At 70.7% G+C, this 17,063-nt stretch carries 22 protein-coding genes; all 22 read right to left on the reverse strand.

Annotated features, from left to right (window positions below; genetic code table 11):
* Window positions 1-51: 51 nt before the first annotated feature.
* Window positions 52-804 (reverse strand): hypothetical protein, encoded by a 753-nt coding sequence (locus OG455_RS39020; protein WP_266301508.1) that lies wholly within the window; start codon window positions 802-804, stop codon window positions 52-54.
* 199 nt (window positions 805-1,003) lie between these two features.
* Window positions 1,004-1,801, reverse strand: a complete 798-nt coding sequence (locus tag OG455_RS39025; protein ID WP_266301509.1) for a hypothetical protein — start codon at window positions 1,799-1,801, stop codon at window positions 1,004-1,006.
* A gap of 75 nt (window positions 1,802-1,876) precedes the next feature.
* The gene (locus tag OG455_RS39030; protein WP_266301510.1) at window positions 1,877-2,068 is read right to left on the reverse strand and encodes a hypothetical protein; all 192 of its coding nucleotides are present in this window, start codon (window positions 2,066-2,068) and stop codon (window positions 1,877-1,879) included.
* A gap of 2 nt (window positions 2,069-2,070) precedes the next feature.
* Complete coding sequence (locus tag OG455_RS39035; RefSeq protein WP_266301511.1) at window positions 2,071-2,625, reverse strand: hypothetical protein; 555 nt, start codon at window positions 2,623-2,625, stop codon at window positions 2,071-2,073.
* 113 nt (window positions 2,626-2,738) lie between these two features.
* Window positions 2,739-3,440: a hypothetical protein gene (locus tag OG455_RS39040; RefSeq protein WP_266301512.1), complete on the reverse strand. Its 702-nt coding sequence runs from the start codon at window positions 3,438-3,440 to the stop codon at window positions 2,739-2,741.
* 131 nt (window positions 3,441-3,571) lie between these two features.
* Window positions 3,572-3,889, reverse strand: coding sequence for a hypothetical protein (locus OG455_RS39045; protein WP_266301513.1), 318 nt, complete (start codon window positions 3,887-3,889; stop codon window positions 3,572-3,574).
* 3 nt (window positions 3,890-3,892) lie between these two features.
* Window positions 3,893-4,135, reverse strand: coding sequence for a hypothetical protein (locus OG455_RS39050; protein ID WP_266301514.1), 243 nt, complete (start codon window positions 4,133-4,135; stop codon window positions 3,893-3,895).
* Window positions 4,135-6,132: a LysM peptidoglycan-binding domain-containing protein gene (locus tag OG455_RS39055; protein WP_266301835.1), complete on the reverse strand. Its 1,998-nt coding sequence runs from the start codon at window positions 6,130-6,132 to the stop codon at window positions 4,135-4,137. Before OG455_RS39055 ends, OG455_RS39050 begins: the two co-directional genes overlap by 1 nt.
* Entirely contained in the window at window positions 6,096-6,617 is a 522-nt protein-coding gene (locus OG455_RS39060) for a hypothetical protein (protein WP_266301515.1), read from the reverse strand. Before OG455_RS39060 ends, OG455_RS39055 begins: the two co-directional genes overlap by 37 nt.
* A complete protein-coding gene (locus OG455_RS39065; protein WP_266301516.1) occupies window positions 6,614-7,780 on the reverse strand; it encodes a hypothetical protein in 1,167 nt (388 codons plus the stop codon). Before OG455_RS39065 ends, OG455_RS39060 begins: the two co-directional genes overlap by 4 nt.
* Entirely contained in the window at window positions 7,781-8,932 is a 1,152-nt protein-coding gene (locus OG455_RS39070) for a hypothetical protein (RefSeq protein ID WP_266301517.1), read from the reverse strand.
* Window positions 8,933-8,945: 13 nt separating this feature from the next.
* Window positions 8,946-10,064 (reverse strand): phage tail domain-containing protein, encoded by a 1,119-nt coding sequence (locus OG455_RS39075; RefSeq protein WP_266301518.1) that lies wholly within the window; start codon window positions 10,062-10,064, stop codon window positions 8,946-8,948.
* Window positions 10,065-10,159: 95 nt separating this feature from the next.
* A complete protein-coding gene (locus OG455_RS39080) occupies window positions 10,160-12,373 on the reverse strand; it encodes a hypothetical protein (protein WP_266301519.1) in 2,214 nt (737 codons plus the stop codon).
* A gap of 11 nt (window positions 12,374-12,384) precedes the next feature.
* Entirely contained in the window at window positions 12,385-12,924 is a 540-nt protein-coding gene (locus tag OG455_RS39085; protein ID WP_266301520.1) for a hypothetical protein, read from the reverse strand.
* Window positions 12,885-13,073 (reverse strand): hypothetical protein, encoded by a 189-nt coding sequence (locus OG455_RS39090; RefSeq protein ID WP_266301521.1) that lies wholly within the window; start codon window positions 13,071-13,073, stop codon window positions 12,885-12,887. The genes OG455_RS39085 and OG455_RS39090 overlap by 40 nt, the downstream gene beginning before the upstream one ends.
* Window positions 13,074-13,304: 231 nt before the next feature.
* Entirely contained in the window at window positions 13,305-13,907 is a 603-nt protein-coding gene (locus OG455_RS39095) for a hypothetical protein (RefSeq protein ID WP_266301522.1), read from the reverse strand.
* Window positions 13,908-13,930: 23 nt separating this feature from the next.
* Window positions 13,931-14,356, reverse strand: coding sequence for a hypothetical protein (locus OG455_RS39100; protein WP_266301523.1), 426 nt, complete (start codon window positions 14,354-14,356; stop codon window positions 13,931-13,933).
* Window positions 14,353-14,610 carry a DUF5403 family protein gene (locus OG455_RS39105; protein ID WP_266301524.1) on the reverse strand — a complete coding sequence of 86 codons (258 nt, stop codon included), beginning with the start codon at window positions 14,608-14,610 and terminating at the stop codon, window positions 14,353-14,355. Before OG455_RS39105 ends, OG455_RS39100 begins: the two co-directional genes overlap by 4 nt.
* A 4-nt stretch (window positions 14,611-14,614) precedes the next feature.
* Window positions 14,615-15,004 carry a hypothetical protein gene (locus OG455_RS39110; RefSeq protein ID WP_266301525.1) on the reverse strand — a complete coding sequence of 130 codons (390 nt, stop codon included), beginning with the start codon at window positions 15,002-15,004 and terminating at the stop codon, window positions 14,615-14,617.
* On the reverse strand, window positions 15,001-15,429 hold the full coding sequence (locus OG455_RS39115) for a hypothetical protein (RefSeq protein ID WP_266301526.1): 429 nt from the start codon (window positions 15,427-15,429) through the stop codon (window positions 15,001-15,003). The genes OG455_RS39110 and OG455_RS39115 overlap by 4 nt, the downstream gene beginning before the upstream one ends.
* 9 nt (window positions 15,430-15,438) lie before the next feature.
* Window positions 15,439-16,473: a P22 phage major capsid protein family protein gene (locus OG455_RS39120; protein ID WP_323185690.1), complete on the reverse strand. Its 1,035-nt coding sequence runs from the start codon at window positions 16,471-16,473 to the stop codon at window positions 15,439-15,441.
* A 64-nt stretch (window positions 16,474-16,537) separates the two neighbouring features.
* Window positions 16,538-17,056 (reverse strand): hypothetical protein, encoded by a 519-nt coding sequence (locus OG455_RS39125; RefSeq protein WP_266301527.1) that lies wholly within the window; start codon window positions 17,054-17,056, stop codon window positions 16,538-16,540.
* Window positions 17,057-17,063: the final 7 nt, after the last annotated feature.

The following is a 17,063-nucleotide window of genomic DNA, read 5'->3' on the forward strand; positions in this document are numbered from 1 at the left end:
ACCGGCCCCGAAGGACCGGTCCCGCTGGTGTGATGGGTGGTGGAGCGCCGGTTAGAACGGCGGCTCCTCCTCGACGGCCGCGCTCGGCGCGTCGGTGATGGCCTGCTCGAACGGCTTGATGACCTTCAGGTGGAGCTTCTGGTAGTCCACGTCCCGGCCGCCCTTGGTCACGTACTGGACGCGCTCGTTGATCAGGTGGGCCAGGGCCGGGCCGCCGACCTTGGCCAGCGCGGTCTTCAGCGCGGGAAGCTCGCTGATCAGCGACCAGCCCGAGGACTTGTAGCGGAACAGACCGAGGCCGGTGTCGTGGGCCAGGCGGAACGTCAGGGTGATGGCGGGCTTGGGGCCGCGCTCGGCCTTCGCCCGGTCCTTCAGCTCCGCCAGCGTGCCGGGGCAGCGGCACGGCACGCCCACGTCCTCCGGCGGGGACAGGAACTGCCGGGTGTCGCAGTGATGGGCGAGCTTGCCGTTCACCCACTGCTTCATGTCGAACTCGATCGCGCCGGGACCGTCGATGACGACCTCGACCCGGTCGGTGTCGGTGTTGACCGCCATCGCGTCCTCGGCTTCGGTCTCCCGCTCGTACGGGGTGCCGCCCAGCAGCTCCGCCACCGCTTCTGCGGTGGACGGCAGCGCGGTGGTGACCTGCCACTGGTGCAGCGCGGTCGGGAAGCCGCCGTCGGGGGCGGCCTCGTAGTTGCGGAAGGTGCCGGCCACGTCCGGGCGGGCGGCGGCCTCGGCGCGCTCGGCGCGCTCGGCAAGCTCGGGGTCGCTAGCGAAGATGTTGTCGAGTGCGTTGCTCAAGAGTTTCCGATCTGTCGGGCAGGGGGCCGCCGGTTGGTCGGCCCCGTTCGTGGGTGTTGAGGCGGGGCGGTTAACAGCCCCGCTCGGGGTGCCGATCGCGTCTGCACAGAGGTAGAGGCGGGGCGGTTAACAAGCCCAGCTCGGGGGTGCAGGTCGCACCTCTACACAGACGTAGAGGCGGGGCGGTTAACACGCCCGCTCACGCGGCGCGGCGAGCGGTGCCGCTCAGGTGGCCGGCCTCGTTCTTCCAGGCGACGCGGCCGATGATTCCGGCGTCCGAGGCCCGGTCGTCGGTGAAGCGGCGGCGCAGGTTCAGGAACCGCTCGAAGACGGGTCGGTCGATCTTCACCGGTCGGAACTCGGCGCGCGCCGGGGTGACGTGAAGGACCGCCCCGGCGTCCACCGTCGGGAACGCCTGGATCTTGCGGTCCACGGTGATCAAATCGTCTGCGTGGGCGTAGGCGGCGAGCTGGGCCGCCACCGACAGATAGACGGATTTGCTGGTCTTCAGGTCGCCCAGAATCGTCTTGCCGTTGATCCGGACCAGGAAGTCGAAGCTCCCGGCGTAGCCGTGCTCTCGCGACCAGGCCACGTCTTCCGCGTGCAGCAGCTCGGGCTGGTAGCGGTCGAGCCACGCTTCGATGTGCGGGACGTACGGCTCGACATCGTGGTGGGGGTAGGGGACCTCTTCACCGCGCAGCCGCAGCTCGAAGTAGTCGTGGACCAGCGAGCCCACGTCGGCGCGGACCTTGGTGTAGCGCTTCGCCGCGTACTTGAGGAAGTCAATGGCGGCCTGGCGGTCGCGGGCCGCGATGCGCTGGACGACCTCCAGGTCCGTCACGGCGCACTCGGCTGCCATGCCGGCCGACCAGTCCTGGAGGAACGGCTTCGCCTCCATGTTCAGGATGGAGGTCACCGAGGGGGCGAGGTCGCCGTTCTCCGGGTGGATGTAGTAGCGCGAGCCCTTCTGGTGGATCGTGCGGACGCCGTCGGACATGTGCTCTCTTCTCTGTTTCGGGCATGGAAAAGGCCCGCCCCGGGTCGGGACGGGCCGCCGCGGAGTGATGGGCTATCAGGCGGCTTCGAGCATGGAGGGCAGGGTGTCCGAGTAGCCGGGCACCTCGTTCGCCACCCGGGCGTTCGCCGCCCGCTCGGCGGCCTCGCGCTCGTCCAGGGTCAGCAGGTCGGGCACGGGGGTGTAGATGAACACGACGTTCTCGATCGCGGTAGCGGTGCGGTCCAGGGCGTTGAAGCGGTCTCGCATGGTCACAGGCTCTCCAGAGCGGTGTGGATTCGGTGGGTGAAGGCGGCGATGGAGCCGAAGTTGGGGATGACGAGGTCGGCGTGCTCGGGCCCGAGTTGTTCGCTCGGGTGGTAACCGTCGGGGGCGCCCCGGTCGATGAACCACACCGCGAAACCGGTCGCGCGCAGGGCCTCGACCTCGTTCTCGAACCGCACGTCCGTGACGACGACCGGCCGGGTGGACGCAGCCGCGTCGCTCACGCAGCGGGTGATCCAAAAGTCTCGGTCCACATGCCGGCGGACCCCCTCCGTCCCTAGGCGCTGGAGAAACCGGCGCGCCGCCGGGAACTCGTCCTTCACCCGCTCCCAGCCGTAGCGGTCCACCGCGTCGGCCAAGCCGACCAGCGCCGGGGCGTTCACGCCCAGCATCTCGACGCCCACCACCGGGTCGATGTCGTACGCCATCGCCTTCAGCGGGTCGGCCAGTGCCAGCCGCGCGAACCCGTGCTCCGCCACCAGGACGGAAGCCGCCGTGTCCTTCCCAGACCGAGCCCGGCCGATCAGGGCAATCCCGTTCATCCGTGTCTCCTCTCTCCGTGGTCAACCGGGTTGAGGCGGGACGGTTAACAGCCCCAGAAACGCGAAACGGGCCCCGCCCTCCCAGCGGGAGGAACGGGGCCCAGGGTCGGGAATCAGCTCAGCGCACGCTCAAGGACGAGCAGGGCCGCGCGGGTCGCCTGGATCTCCTCGCGGAGCTGGGCCGTGGTCTCCGCGTCCAACCCCGCGAAGGAGGCCGGAGCCAGCGCCGCGACGGTGCGGTGCATGCTGTGAACCACCTCAGCACAGCGGGCCGCCGGGACTTCCTCGTCGTCGCTAAGCACTGCTGCCCCAATGCTCTGAAGAGTTACGCGGCGCTTGTAGGTCTCGGCCCGGATCTCACGCTGGGCCTTCGGGACGATCTTGTAATAGGCGAAGACTTCTTCAGAGGAGGAGAGGCCCGGGAAGCGGCGCTCCCGTTCTTCCTGTTGCTCGTCCAGCTGTCGGATGTACGCGACGCGGACTGATGAAAGCGCTTCGCGTACGGATTGCGCAAGGCTCTGTCGAGCCCTCTCGGCCTCGCGGCGGGACTCCAGGGACGATTGCGGTGGAGCCTTCAGGCCGACGGTGTCCAGGAGGTCGGACATCCACTGCCGTGCAGGACCGCTCTCCCGCCGAAGGTCCGGCAGGCCGTCCGAGTTCGTGAAAAGCAGAGCGGCGTCGAATACCGCTTCGGCAAGAGGGGCATACGACCGGGTCTCCCGTGCAACTGCCGCCAAAGGGACAGCCCTGGCCATCACATCCTGCGCGCCGGGCACCTCCTGCCAGCCGGGCGCGGTCTTCTTCTTCGGGGGCATGGGTTCCTCTCAGGTCGGCGGGCGGAGTGTTGTGCAACCAATGGTCTCTACCCGCCATTCCCATTCCACCACAGCCCTGGTCTGCGACGGGAAAAGGCCCCGACCCGCCCGAGGGCAGGCCGGGGCCCGGTTCATCGCTTGATCTTCATCCCGTCGCCGCCCGACTCGACGGCGGCGGGTCGAACGGGGTCTTCGTGCGGGCAGGCGCAGCATTCGGCGAGTGCTGTGGTGCGGGCGGCGTCAGTGCGGGCGGCGTCGGTCGCGTGTGTGACGACCTGCTTACCCGCGGAGTGCCCGCCGGCCATCGCGGCGGCGGCCAGCAGTAGGCCGATGATCTCTTCGTTGGTCTCGATGCCGGCCAGCTTGGGCACGACGGTGCCGAGTACGGTCAGCAGCGCGACGACGGCCGCGCGGGCCTTGACGGGGTTGGCGTTGAGCCAGTCCTTCATCCTTTATCCCTTCAGTCGTGCGACCACGTCGGCGGCGAGCGCGGTGCCTCCGGCGAGGCCGGAGGCCACGACGCCGTAGCGCCAGCGCTCCAGCGCGCGGACGCGGTCTTCGTGGTCCTTCAGCATCTGGTCCACGGTCGCGCTGCTCTGCGCCAGCGAGCGGACGTCCTCACGCACGCCCACCAACTGGTCGTAGATCTCGCGCGGGCCGATGTGGACCCCGCCGAGTTGTTCGTCACCGGCCATCAGTACCCGCCTGCGTTCCAGGCGATCGACTCGAACGAGCCGTAGGTCGCGTTCGCGTACCTGACGCCCGCGATGATCGAGTCCACCGGGTTGAGGATGTCCTTGTGGCCGGGCAGCGAGTAGGCGTCGAAGGTCGGCCGGATGGTCTGGAGCAGGCCGAACGTGCCGCCGTACGCGGCCTCGTTGCTGTCCCAGTGGTTCTCTGCGAGCGGGTTGCCGCCGGACTCGACCATCACGCGGTGCTCGATCGCGGCGGCGGACGGGACGATGTCGCCGTTCGCCCGCAGGACGTCCCGTGCCTCTTCGATCCACCCGGCGAGGTCGTTGGAGTAGCCGGTGCTCGGGGCGGGCGGCGTCTCCTTTACCGGTGGGGCCGGGGCCGCAGTCGCCGCAGGCTGCTGGGCCGGGGCCGGGGCGGGCTTCTGCGCGGGGGTCTGCGGTTCGGGCGCGGCCGGTCGCGAGGCCGGGGCGGAGCCGTCAGGGATCACGATGTCCTGGCCCGGGAAGATCAGGTCCGGGTTGGCGACCGTGGCGGCGTTGGCGGCCACCAGGGCTTCCAGCGTGACGCGGGAGCATGCGGCGATGTCCCACAGGGTGTCGCCGGGAACGACGGTGTGGACCGGCGGCGCGGCGGCGCTCGCGGTGGCGGTCGGCAGGCTGATGACCTGCCCGATCTCGATCCGGTCCCGGTCGGTGATCTGCGGGTTGGCGTTGACCACGGCCGCCAGGCTCGCGCCGTAGCGAGCGGCGATGGCGGACAAGGTGTCCCCGGCGACGACGGTGTGGGTGGCCGCGCCCGGGGCCGGGGTGGGAACCGGGTCAGGGGAGGGCGCTGGAGCCTCGATCGGGCTGGGCTGAGCCGGGACCGGGGACTCGGTCGCCTCCGGGGCCGGGGCCGGGGGCTGTGAGGCGACGGCCGACGGCGAAGCGGCGGGGACGGTGATCTGCTGGCCCTCCGCGATCCGGTCGGGGTTGGAGATCTGTGGGTTGAGGGAGAGCAGCCCTGCCACGGTGGTGCCCAGCGCCACGGCGATGCCGCCCAGGGTCATGCCCTTGCGGATGGTGAACGTGCGGGTGGCCGGCCGGGGCGGGACGATCGGCAACGGCGCGGTGGTGGAGCCGCTTCCGTACTCGGCGAGGAGGCGGGCGAGCTGCCTCGGGCCGGGGATGCCGTCCGCGTCGCGGGTGTCGCCGATCTTGATCTGGTAGGCGCGCATCGACTCGGTGTCCGCGCTGCCCCAGACCGGGCCGGGGCCCTCGGTGTAGCGGGAGCAGCCCGCGCGGACCAGGGCGCGGCCCATCTCGGTGATGTGCTCACCGCGCGCTCCGGGGCCATAGGGCTTGCCGTTGATGATGACGGCCTGTCCAGTGCCCGTCTCGGTGCCGGTGCTGCCGCCGGAGGTGAAGGCGGGCCGGCCGACACCGAGCACGACGGAGCGCGGGCGGGTCTTGCGGGCGACGTAGCCGCCGGAGCCCTGGCCCGCGCCGCTGTCGCGGGCGGTGTTGCCTTCGACGGTCTTGACCTGCTGGCCGGGCGCGGAGTCTTCCAGGACGATGCCCACGTGGTCGGCGATGCCGTTGGAGCCCCAGGAGAAGAAGATCACGTCGCCGCGCTTGAACGCGGCGTCGCGCCCGAACCACTGGCCCTTGTTGCGGAAGGCTTGGACGTGCGAGGGGCAGTAGGCGAACCTGCCGACGGCGGCGGCCTCGCCGCCCTTGTCGGCGCACCAGGAGACGAACATGTCGCAGTACGGCTCGTGGTTGAAGCCGTCCGCGTACCACTTGCCGAACGGGGTGTCGTAGTACTTGCCGTTCGGGGAGAGGCCGCCCCGGTAGTTCTGATCGGCCCACTTGGTGGCCTCGGTGATGAATGCTTCGCGGGAGATAGGTGCGTCTCTTTCAATGGCGAAGCCCCGCCCGGGAGTTCGGGCGGGGCTGGTGGTCGGGGTATGGCGACGGGTCAGGCGTAGCCGGGCGGGATCGGCACGGGGGTCCAGGTGCCGGCCTCGGTCGCGGTGGGGGCCTGGTTGAGGGGCAGGGCCATCGCGACGCCGGGATCGACGGTGCCGCCTCCGGTCACGTCGGTGCGGGTCTGGAGCAGGAGGCGCTGCCATTCGCCGGGCTGGCCACCGCCCATGGGCAGCACCCAGTCCAGCCGGACCCAGCCGTTGTTGAGCGCGCCGCCGGTGTACTGCCACTCGACGGTGACGGCGCGGGCCTTGTCCACATCGAAGAGCCTGAGCCAGACGTTGGCGCCCTGCTTGGAGGAGACGCGGCAGTCCAGGCGGATGACGGGGTGGGCGATGCCGGCTGTGGGAATGGTGGCGGCGGCGCGCCAGGCGGTCTGGACGTCCAGGCCCTGACGGTAGGGGGTCATCGGTAGCACCGCACCCAGCGCGCTGGCGGTGCGTTCCATCGCGGACAGGCGGGTGTCGATGCCCTGGAACTCATCCGCCAGGGTGGGGCGGCCGTAGACGGTCATGCGGCTCTCACCAGTTCTCCCTTCACCCAGTCGTCCACGCGCTCGAAGATCGTGACGGGGACGAGGGCGAGGGTGGTTTCCTCGCCGGTCTGGGAGACCTTGGTGCTGATCTCCTGGATGACGTATTCGGCGTCGATGCCGGGCCAGTTGGCGGTGCGGGCGCGCACTCGGATCTTGTGGCCCACGCGCAGCTCGGCGACCGAGTACTCGCCGCCGGGGTGCAGCCGCACCTCGGGGACGACGATGGGGAACGCGCCGACGGCGGTCATGCGCTCGGCCTGGGCGGTCAGGGTCTCGACTCGCACGACGGAGTTGTTCGTCTCGACGGCGGCCAGGCGCGGGATGCGGCGGCCGTCCTCGGTCTCCAACTGGCCGTTGTACCACCAGGATTTCAGCTGCGACCAGCCCTCGCCAGCGCCGTTGACGCCGGTCTCGGTGCACATCTTGTCGCCGTCGCTGGTGACGCTGGTGACGTCGCAGTTGGTGCCGTGTTCCAGGACGATGCCGGTGTCCACGCCTCCGGCCGGGGCGAGGAAGCGGAACCGGTTGCGGATGATCCGGGCGTCCACGTCCCAGTCGTGGTCGATGCGGAAGTCGAAGCCCTTGATCACCGCCCCGAGCTGTTCGACGGCTTCACCGACGGACTTCCACTCGAACCAGGGGTACGTCCGCTCGCGCTTCATGGTGTCCAGGTCCGGGCCGAAGGTGAGCGCGCCTGGGCCGTTGCTGCCCCAGTACCCGGGCTGGCCGGGGGCGACGGGCGAGGGGGTGTCCGCGAAGGTCTGGATCAGCTCGCGGGCGATGGTGGTCTGCTCACGCGGCGTGCTGCCGGTCGAATAGCCCAGGTTGACCAGGTTGCGGCGGTAGTACTCCCACAGGCCGGGGCAGTCCAGCGTCATGGCCTCGGACTGCATATCGACCGACCAGGAGAGCAGCGGGCCGCCCCACAGGACGCGGCTGCCGCGCTGGACGTGGGCGATGATCCGCCACGGCGAGATCAGCGACCAGTCCAGTCCGGCCAGCGGCTCGGCGGCCAGCGGCACGGTGAAGGAGGCGTTGCCGGGGGCGTTGAGGATGGAGCGGAAGGTGAGTCCGGAGACGGGCAGCTCGGCCAGCAGCCGGCCGCCCTTGAACTCGGAGAGGATGACGCGGTAGTCGTCCACTCAGGCCGCCTGTATGACGATGGCCTCGGCGTAGGAGGTCCACGCGGCTTTGAACTTGATGTTGTTGTTGGCGGTGTTGTCGGGTCGGCAGGTGGTGCTGACGCTCATCGCCGCCCCGGCGGGAACCTTGACGGTGCCCGTGCCGCGTACGTCGCGGTTGTCGCCCGCTCGGATGTACTGCGGGCGGCCGGCTCGGCGGCTCTCGCCGTGCCCGAAGACCACGGGGACGATCCATCCCTCGCCGAAGTCGCCCGCGTAGGTGGCTTCGAAGGAGATGGTGATCAGGCGCGGGTAGGAGGCGGCCGGGGCCGTGAAGGTGTGCCACGCCTCGCCGCCCCAGGTGTTCTCGGGGCCCTGGTAGGAGGGGTCATAGCGCGTCGCGCCGGGTAGCACGGGGGCCGTGGTTCCGGGCCCGGTGACCTTGTGCAGGGCGGTGGTCACCGAGTCGTAGACCAGGGAGCCGGCCGGGGCTCCGGCGGCGGCCTGGACGACGCCCTGAGCACCGGCGGTGCGGAGCTGGCGAAGCGGCGTGGTGTCGAGCTGCCCGGAGACCACGAATCGCTGGTCCTCAATCCCGGTGATACCGGTCTGGGCGATGTTCACCAGCGCCAGGCGGATGCAGTTGGACGGGACCGGCCAGTCCTTCGCGCCGGGGGTGGACTCGGCGAGGACCGCCAGCGACCAGCCGCGCGCGCCTTCCTTGGTCACCTGTGTGCCGGTGCCGGGGGCTGCGGCGTAGGGGGTGCCGTCGGCGGCGTAGGTGACGGACTGCATGTAGCGGTCCGCGGTGGTCTTCATGTCCATCAGCAGCGGGCCGGCCGGGGCGGTGTCGGGGTCGGCGAACGCCACGACGAGGTCTTGACGGGCGGCCTCCCCCGGCTTGGGGGTGGAGCACTGGAGCTGAATGGAGGCGTCCAGGTTGGCGAAGTGGACGGCCCCCTTGTGGGACACGGCCACGTCGTCCGGCAGCCACAGGGAGCCTGCGGCGACGCTCACGCGCGGGGTGGGGTTGTCCACCTTCTCGACCAGCAGCGCGGCCGGGCCCGAGACGCCGACGTGGGCACCCCTGGTGCCGCCGATCATCGTGCGCAGGTCCAACGCGTCGTAACGCCCCTGCTGCACGAAGAGCGGGGCACGGAGTTCTACAGCCAAGAGAAGGGGGTCCTTACATCCAGGCGGAGCGCCACTGCACATCCGCCGTGACCCCGTCGGGGCCTTCCAGTACGTCGAGTTGAACGGCGCTCGGCCCCGGGGGCAGGGCGAACCAGGCCGAGCCCGGATCGACCTGTCCGAAGCGGGAAGCGCCGTTGAGGGTGATGCGGCGGCGGCCCATGTCGATCACCAGGGCGTCACCGCGTCCGACCCGCAGTCCCCGGGTGGCGAAGCGTCGGCGGACCCCGCCGTTGACGAGGGTCAGTGCCGGGTCGCGTATCTCGCCGGTGCGCGGGGTGAGGCGGACGAGGGGCCAGGTCTCGACCGAGCCGGTGTTGGCGATGTCCGGCGTGGAGCGGGCGGCGGGGCCGTTGCCCATGTCGAAGGGGAACGTCAGCGGGAAGATCGGCCGCCCGCCCCGGGGCACGTCCACAGCAACCGTCGCGCTCTGGAGCCACGCACCGTAGAGACGGGGGTCGGTGGCGGCCAGCTCGACCGTGAAGCGGCGGCGGCCCGCGTGGTACTCGCGGTCCACGGTGACGGCCCGTTTGCGCACGCGGGCAAGGATGCGCGAGCGCCCGCCGGCCACCGGGGGGAACGCGAACTCGAACGGCCGCTCCGGACCGCCGGGGGCGAAGGCGGCCAGCAGCGCGGGCACCTCGCGCTCGTCCAGGGCCAGCATCGTCAAGGTGACGGTGCGCGCGCCCATGTAGTCGGTGCCGGGGGTGAGGCCGTCGCGCTGAAGCAGCTCGGCGTCCGAGGTGCGGACTTCGGGGGCGTCCAGCAGGCCGGCCACCTCTTCAAGGACGACGGACGAGCCGTCGCCGAGCAGCACCCCGCCCCACGATGCGGTCCAGTCGCGGCCGGTGTAGGGGTTGGCGACGCTCGGCGGGATGCCGGGGTCGGGCACCTCGGGAGGCGGGGCCGGGGCCAGGGCGCGGAAGGTGACCGGCTCGGACCAGGTGTCCAGGCCGGGACCGGTGCAGTGGTAGCGGACCCGGTACTCGGTGTCCGGCTCCAAGGGCGGGTCGATGCCTCGCGGGCCGCCTCCCCCGAGCAGGGCCGAGCCGGGCCAGGTGGGGTCTTCGGCGTCAGTGCGGGCTTTGCCCGTGCGGGTGTTGACGCTCTCCACGTCCGTCCGCGTGCTGGGCGGCGAGGCGCACAGCACGCGGGCGGTGGTGGTCGTGATGTCGGTGATGAACGGCGGGGGCAGTGTCCCGATAGCTACTACCTCCCGGAGGTCTTGAGTTCCCAGGCGATGGCCTTGCCGATCTCGTGCGGATCGGCGTTGGTGCGGGCGTTGACGGTGATGCGCGCGCCGTAGCGCTCCTGGCCTGCGGCCTTGGAAGCGGTGTCCGGGTGGCGCAGGCTGGCTGCGGCGCGCTGCCCGTAGCCGTAGCTGTCGAGCGAGCGCAGCCCGGCGGCGACCGGGCGAAGGGCGGTGTCCAGGGCGCTGGCGCGCGGCTCAGCGCGCAGGGCGGCCGGCATGGCGAACGCCATCGGCGCGGCCATCAAGGCGCGCGGGGCTGCGGCCGGGGCAGACGCGGGAGCCGAGCTGAACGGGTTCAGCGACGACATGATGCCGCTCACCACGCCGCCGACAGAGATCGACTTCATCCCGTTGACCAGTCCCTGGATCGCGGACTTGCCCTTGTCGTAGAGCAGCGAGCCCAGGTCGCCGATCGCACCGAGGATCTTGCCCGGCAGGCTGGCCACGTAGGAGACCACGGTGCCGATCCCGGACGACACGCCGCTTGCGATGTTGGACCAGGATGAACTCACTGCTGAGACGCAGGAGTTCCACGCGGACGAGGTCCACGACTGGACGTTTCCCCAGGCTGAGGCCACCGCGCTGGCCGTGGACGAGGCCGCCGACGACACGGCGGACGTCACGGACGCCCAGGACGAGGAGGTCCACGAGGTCACTGACGCCCAGGACGACGAGGTCCACGAGGTCACGGACGACCAGGCTGACGAGACGGCGGAGGCCACGGAGGAGGCCGCCGACGACGTCCAGGAGGTCACGGACGACCACGCTGACGAGACGGCTGAACTCACGGCCTCCCAGCAGGACTTGGTGGCCGATGTCACCCCGTCCCAGGCGGATTGGATCATCTGCCAGGCCCACTGGGCTCCGACGGCCAGGCCGTTCCACGCCTGCATCGTCACGCTGAAGCCGATGACGAGGGCACGGAGGCCGAGGTCAACTAGCCGCATCATGGCGGCAGTTGCTTCCGCATTGTCGGCGAAGACCTGGAAGAACTGGCGGAGGGAGTCCGCGAACCAGCTGATCGACGCGGCGATCTCGGGCGAGAACTGGACGGCGAGCTTGGCGATCCCCTGGAGGAAGGCGTCCAGCAGGCCGACCAAGGGGCCTAGGATGAGCTGGAGTTGGTCGCCCCCGTTGGACAGGGTGAGGAAGAAGTCCCCGAGGGTGGCCCCGAGGCTGACGAGCGACTTGGGCAGCTCGTCGGTGAATGCCTTCATCCCCGGCGACGACATCGCCGCCGTGAGCTTCGGGAACAGCGTGTCGGTGAAGTCGGTGATCGACTTCACCATCGGGCGGACGTACTGGGCCCCGGCGTCGAAGAACGCCTTGAACTCGGGCTGGGCCTGCTTGAACCAGGCCGTTACGTCCTTGACCGCACCGCCAAACTCGGTGCGCATGGCGGCAGTTGTAGGCTTCAGCGCCTCCGACGCTGCCTGCATCGCCTCCTCGGCTTTCTTGCCGAGGTTCTTCATGTCGCCGGCCGCTGCGATGGCCGCGAGGCCCAGTGGCAGGACCGGCAGGGCCGCCAGCGCCAGGACGCCGATCAGCCCCGAGGCGACGACCGTCACCCACGTGGCGATGGCCGTCACCGCCACGAGCAGCGGAGCGGCTGCGGCAGCGGACTGGGCGAGGCCGGCCGCCATCCCGGCGGCCCCCTGGGCGGCCGAGCTGATGCCCGAGCCGATGCCCTGGAGGGCGGAGGCCGTCTGCTCGATCGAGAGCGTGAAGAGGCGGCCGAAGTTGCGGGCGACCTCCGCGGCTCCCGAACCGATGCTCTGGAGACCGGACTTGACCCGGTCGAGCCCACCCCGGGCGAGGTGGACGTTGACCCCCAGCCGCCAGCGGCGGCCGGTGAACGCCCGCACCTGGGCCTCGGCCGGCGCGGTGTCCGCATCCGCCCGGACCCGCGCTCGTCGCTCGCGGGTGAGCGCGGCGATCCGGGCGGCGGCCTCGCCGGTGTCGGCGAAGACGTTGACCCGGACGTTGCGGTCGTGGGTCAGCTCGCGCAGCCGGGCGTTCACGCCCGTGGTGTCAAGGTCGAGCTTGACCTTGAGCTTGGTGTACTTCTCCAGCATCTCCAGGTACTGCTTCAGGCGCTGGCGGAAGTCCGAGGTGTCCGGCAGGACGCGGATGTGCACGCGCCCGGCTTCCTTGCCGCCGGGACCGGCCATCGGCTCACCTCCTACGTGAGTCGGACCGGTGCGGGCCGCTCTGGCGCGGCGGAGCGCGCGAGCACGGCCGCCGGTAGGCGGAACGTTTCTGCAAGAGGGGTGGAGGGCAACGCAATGGCGGGGCCTCCACCTTCACCGACCTCCCGCTGAAGGGCAGCCGCGAAGGGGTTCCCGTCGGCGGGCCTTCGGGCGCGCTTGGCGTACGGGCGCGGGTACGGGGTCGGCTTCTCGACCGCGCGGGGGTTCTTGGCGGCCTTGGCGATCTGGACGTGGGTGAGCGCCTGGACGGCGTCCACCAAGTCGGCCAGGACGTAGGTCCGCGCGTCCCAGCCCAGGGCCTCACGGCCGCCGCGCATCGCCGCCAGCGTCGCCGAGTCGTCGGGGAGCGTCCCGATCAGGGCCAGGATCAAGCGCGCGGAGTGCCGGCCCCGGACCCAGTCCAGGACGTCCACGCCGCAGTAGCGGCGCAGGTCGGCGGTGATCTCCGCGCCGTGCTTGTCCAGCAGCCTGATCAGGCCGAGGCTTCCCCCGGCGCGGCCTGCTCCATCCACCGCTCCACCACGGTCATGGTCTGCTCCAGCGGCAGGGCGTCCACGGACTCCCGCATCCGCTTCTTGTCGGAGGCGACCGCGACCAGCAGCGCGGACATGGCGTCGATGCGGCGCTCGTTGCTGACCTTCTCGGACTGCATGACGTCCATCAGCGCCATCGCGGCCTTGAGGTCGGAGCCCGGCAGGGCCTCGATACGGCGCAGGCGCAGCGGCTTGCCGCCCTTGGCGACGAACTTCAGGCCCTTACCCGCGTGCTTGCGGTCGGCCTCGGCTTGAAGGTCGGCGAAGTCCAGAGTGGTAATGGTCTAACTCTCCTAGCGGTCTTGCGGGTTGTGGGGTGGAGGAGGCCCGCCCCGGCGGTTCACGGGGCGGGCAGGGGATCAGGCAGCGGGCGGCAGGAGGCCCACGGCCAGGTCGAAGACGGGGCTGACCGTGCCGAGCGGCGCGGACTGGTTGAGCGCGACGACGGTTGCCTTCACCGGCATCTCGGTCAGCGCGGCCGGGTCGATCTTCACGGCGTCCGTCCCGATGATGCTGGTCTTCGGGTAGTGCCACACCACGGCCTTGCCGCCGTCCACCGCGACGATCATCAGCGCGCGGTTCTGCGCGGCGGGACTGCTGGGGATCGAGAAGAACCCCTTCGCGTCCAGGCCCTTGGGCGTGCCGTAATAGAGCTTGTAGGACTCGGCGGTGAAGTCCTCCAGGTTGATCGTCACCGCGTAGGTCTTGCCGGGGTCGGTGGTCTTCAGGCTCTTGTTCTGCCAGGACCCCAGCACCTCGGGGTCGTCGCCGTCCACGCTCATCTCGATGCCGTTGTCCAGGCTCGTGTTCCCCACGGACTTCCACGTCAGCCCGGTCGGGCCCCACTTGGACGTGTCCTTCGGGTCGAACCCGGCCTTGAGGTCCGGCGGCGCGGTGCCGGGGTCGGCGACGTAGATGTATCCGGTGCCCGGTACCAGGACCGGGGCGTCGTCAGCAGCCAAGCTGACTCCCTTCCGGCCCTCGCTCAGCGGGGCCTTGTAGCGATCATGTAGTTGGCCGAGAACCGGTAGAAGTCCACCTGGGCCTCGGTCATCGGGTCCGTGGTCATGAACGGACCCGTGGCTTCACGGAAGTGGGACAGGTAGCCGTCGGCGTTGCCCCACTGGTCGCGGGTCAGGCGCACCAGGCCGGCGCGGGCGCGCCGCGCCAGCAGGGAGGCGTCCGCGCGGGCGGTGGCGTAGGTCTGGACGGTGAACATGCCCTCGTCGATGAAGCGCCTGTCCTTCATCACGCCGCCGACGCGGCGTGCGATGACCAGTCCGCCGGCCTGGCGCAGCGCGAGCTGCCAGTCGGTGGGCAGGTAGACCGCGCACCGGTAGCCGGGCAGCGCGGTGCGCAGGGCCTCCATGACGATCCGCTCCGAGTCGGGCATCAGGAACGGCTCGCTCACCACAGGGCGGCCTCCATCGCGTGGATGCCGTCCACGTGGCGACCGGCGCGGTGGTTGAAGCCGCCCCAGTTCTTGTGAGCGGCCAACGGGTCCTCGTTGACGATGGCGTAGCCCTTGGCGTGCCGCGTCACCCTGAGACCGGCGATGAACTCGCCGGTGTCGATGTGGAGTGCGGCTTTCGCGGTGATGCGGGCCTTGCGCTCCTCGGCCTCCAGCTTGAGGGCGCCCATCACGCCGGGGAGAGCGGCGATCATGGCGTCACAGTCCGGTCGGATCTCCACCACTCTGCCCGCCTCCCTCCACGATGACGGTGACGAACCGCATGCGGTCGGAAGCGCCGTGGTGGGCGCGCGGGGCGTCCACCACGGCCCACCGCGTCCCGGGGTCGCCCTCGTCCGCGAAGGAGACGGCCGACCACTTGTCGAGCACGGTCTCCGGGGGGAAGACGATCTTGCGGCGGATCGGCGGGGACCAGCCGACCTGAGCGCCGACCGGGGCCCGCCAACCGGCGGCGTCGCCGACCGGCTGGACCCACGCCGAGTAGGTGGTGCTGGTCCCGGTGGCCGGCCGCCGGTCGCCGTAGCCGTCCGCGACCATCCGGACGGTGTGGACGGTGACGCGGGTTCGGCCCCGCTCCAGCAGGCTCACGTGAGCCCCCAGGAGTCTTCGGGGTCGGGGTAGGGGTAGCCGGTGCGCAGGCCGCGCGAGGCCACCGAGCGGCGGCCGTTCACGGACTTCAGACCCCCGCGGCCTGACACCCTGTCGATCAGAGTCTGTTCGCCCCGGGTCAGGGCAAGTCCCATCGGCGTGCCGTCCGGCATGCGGTAGGAGACCTCTCCGGCCTGCTCCTGCACGTACCCCTCGGGGTTGCGGAACCGGCGGTCGGCGACGGCCAGGGCCAGCGTGCGGATCACCGGAGGGTGGCGCTGCGGGGACCACGCGGGGTGGCCCTGCGCGGCGATCACCCAGAAGGCGTCTTCGAGCGCGGCGTTCGCCCGCTCCCACTCCGGCGTACCGGACGCGGGGGCGGGCTTGCCCAGGCGCTTGAAGAGGTCGGCGACTTCGAGCGCCACGAGGTCCCCTTACTTGGCGGGGACGGCGGTCGGCTCGCCGGTGAAGGTGAGGCGGATGCCCCGGACCTTGACGAGGTTCTTCGGGTCCTGCCAGTTGGTCTCGTTCTTCTTCAGGTCGGTGACCAGGGTCGCACCCCAGTAGGACGACAGGAACGAACGCTCCATCGCGGCACCCGAGTTGTAGTCCTTGATCCAGCGCAGCGCGAAGCCGTCGGCCGACTGCCGGCCACCCTTCGCGGACTCGGGCACGCCCGGCGCACCGGAGACGAGCTGAATGGCGGAGCGGTGGAAGGCGTAGACGCCGAGCGGGGCGAGCACGTCGTTCGTGGACTCCACGATGTCGAAGCCGTACAGGTTGCCGATGGTGGCCTGTCGCAGCGCGGCACCGCCGTTGGCGGACTCGTTGGCCTTGGTGATGTTCGGGTCGTTCAGGAGGTAGTACGCGGCCTCGGAGCCGACCACGGCGGTACGGCCCTCGGCGGGGATGTTCTCCTTGTTGAGCTGCACGCGCAGGCGCGCCAGGCTCTTGCGGATCATCTGGCCGGCCTGCTCGTCGCCGGTAGCCTTGGTGAGATCGACCGGGATCTTCGCGGCGGCGGCCACGTCCGGGAACTCGTTCATCGCCGAGGCGACCTTGTCCTCAAGGCGCTCGGTGATGGAATCGACCTGCGGCACCATGACCTGCTCGCCGAAGCTGAGCAGGTCGAGTGAGAGCTCAGCGTCGGACAGGTCCACTGCCGAGTAGGCGTGGGTGTCGAGCTTGACGGTCAGGAGACCTTCGTTCAGGTTCTCCGACTGAATCCAGGTGCTGGCGTCGTTGAACTTGCGCTTGGCGTCGATCCGCTCCTCCGCGCCCTTCAGGCGGGCGGGGCGGCGGATGTTGATGACCTGGCCGGTGGCGTTGACGAACTCGTCCGCCGAGCGGCGGTCGAACTTGTGGGCCAGGGTGACGGTGTCCTTCAGGTTGGCGATGGCCTGGAGGACGAGCTTGTCGGGGTTCTGGAAGGCGTTGGCACGGGTGGTGTTGAGAGAGATGGCGCTGATCCTCGGGAAGACGGAAGGCCGCCCCGGGACGGGACGGCCTCAGTGGCGGGGTGGGCGGGGTGGGTCAGATGCCGAAGCGCCGCTGTCGCAGCTTCTCGGCCAGACCCTTGTACGGGTCGGGCTCGGCGTGCGGGGTCAGCCCGCCCGCGCCCAGCAGCGGCTTCGGCGCGGCGACCGTGGCCAGGGCCTCCGCGTGCTGGCGGATGGCAGCCTCGTCACCGCCCTGGACCAGGGCGGCCAGGACCGGCGGCAGCGCGTACTCGGCGGCGATCCGGTCGCGAAGGGCCTGCTCCTGGAGCTGGGCCACCTGTGCGCGCAGCTCGTCCGCCTCGACCCCGGCCTCGTTCGAGCGCTCGCGGGTCGCGGTCAGGTCGGCCTGCATCTTCTCGTAGAGCGCCCGGTAGTCCGGCTTAGCGGGCTTCGGGACGGCGCTCTCCTCGCCGACCTCCGGAGCCGGGGCCTCCGGGGCCGGGGCCTCCGGGGCCGGGGCCTCCGGGGCCGGGGTGGCCGGCGGGGTGGCCGGGTTGACCACGCCGCCGGGGATCGCCTCGGCCGGGGTGGGGGTCTCGTGCTGCTCGGACATCTCTCTC

It is taken from the genome of Kitasatospora sp. NBC_01287 (assembly GCF_026340565.1).
In the GTDB taxonomy this organism is placed as follows: Bacteria; Actinomycetota; Actinomycetes; order Streptomycetales; family Streptomycetaceae; genus Kitasatospora.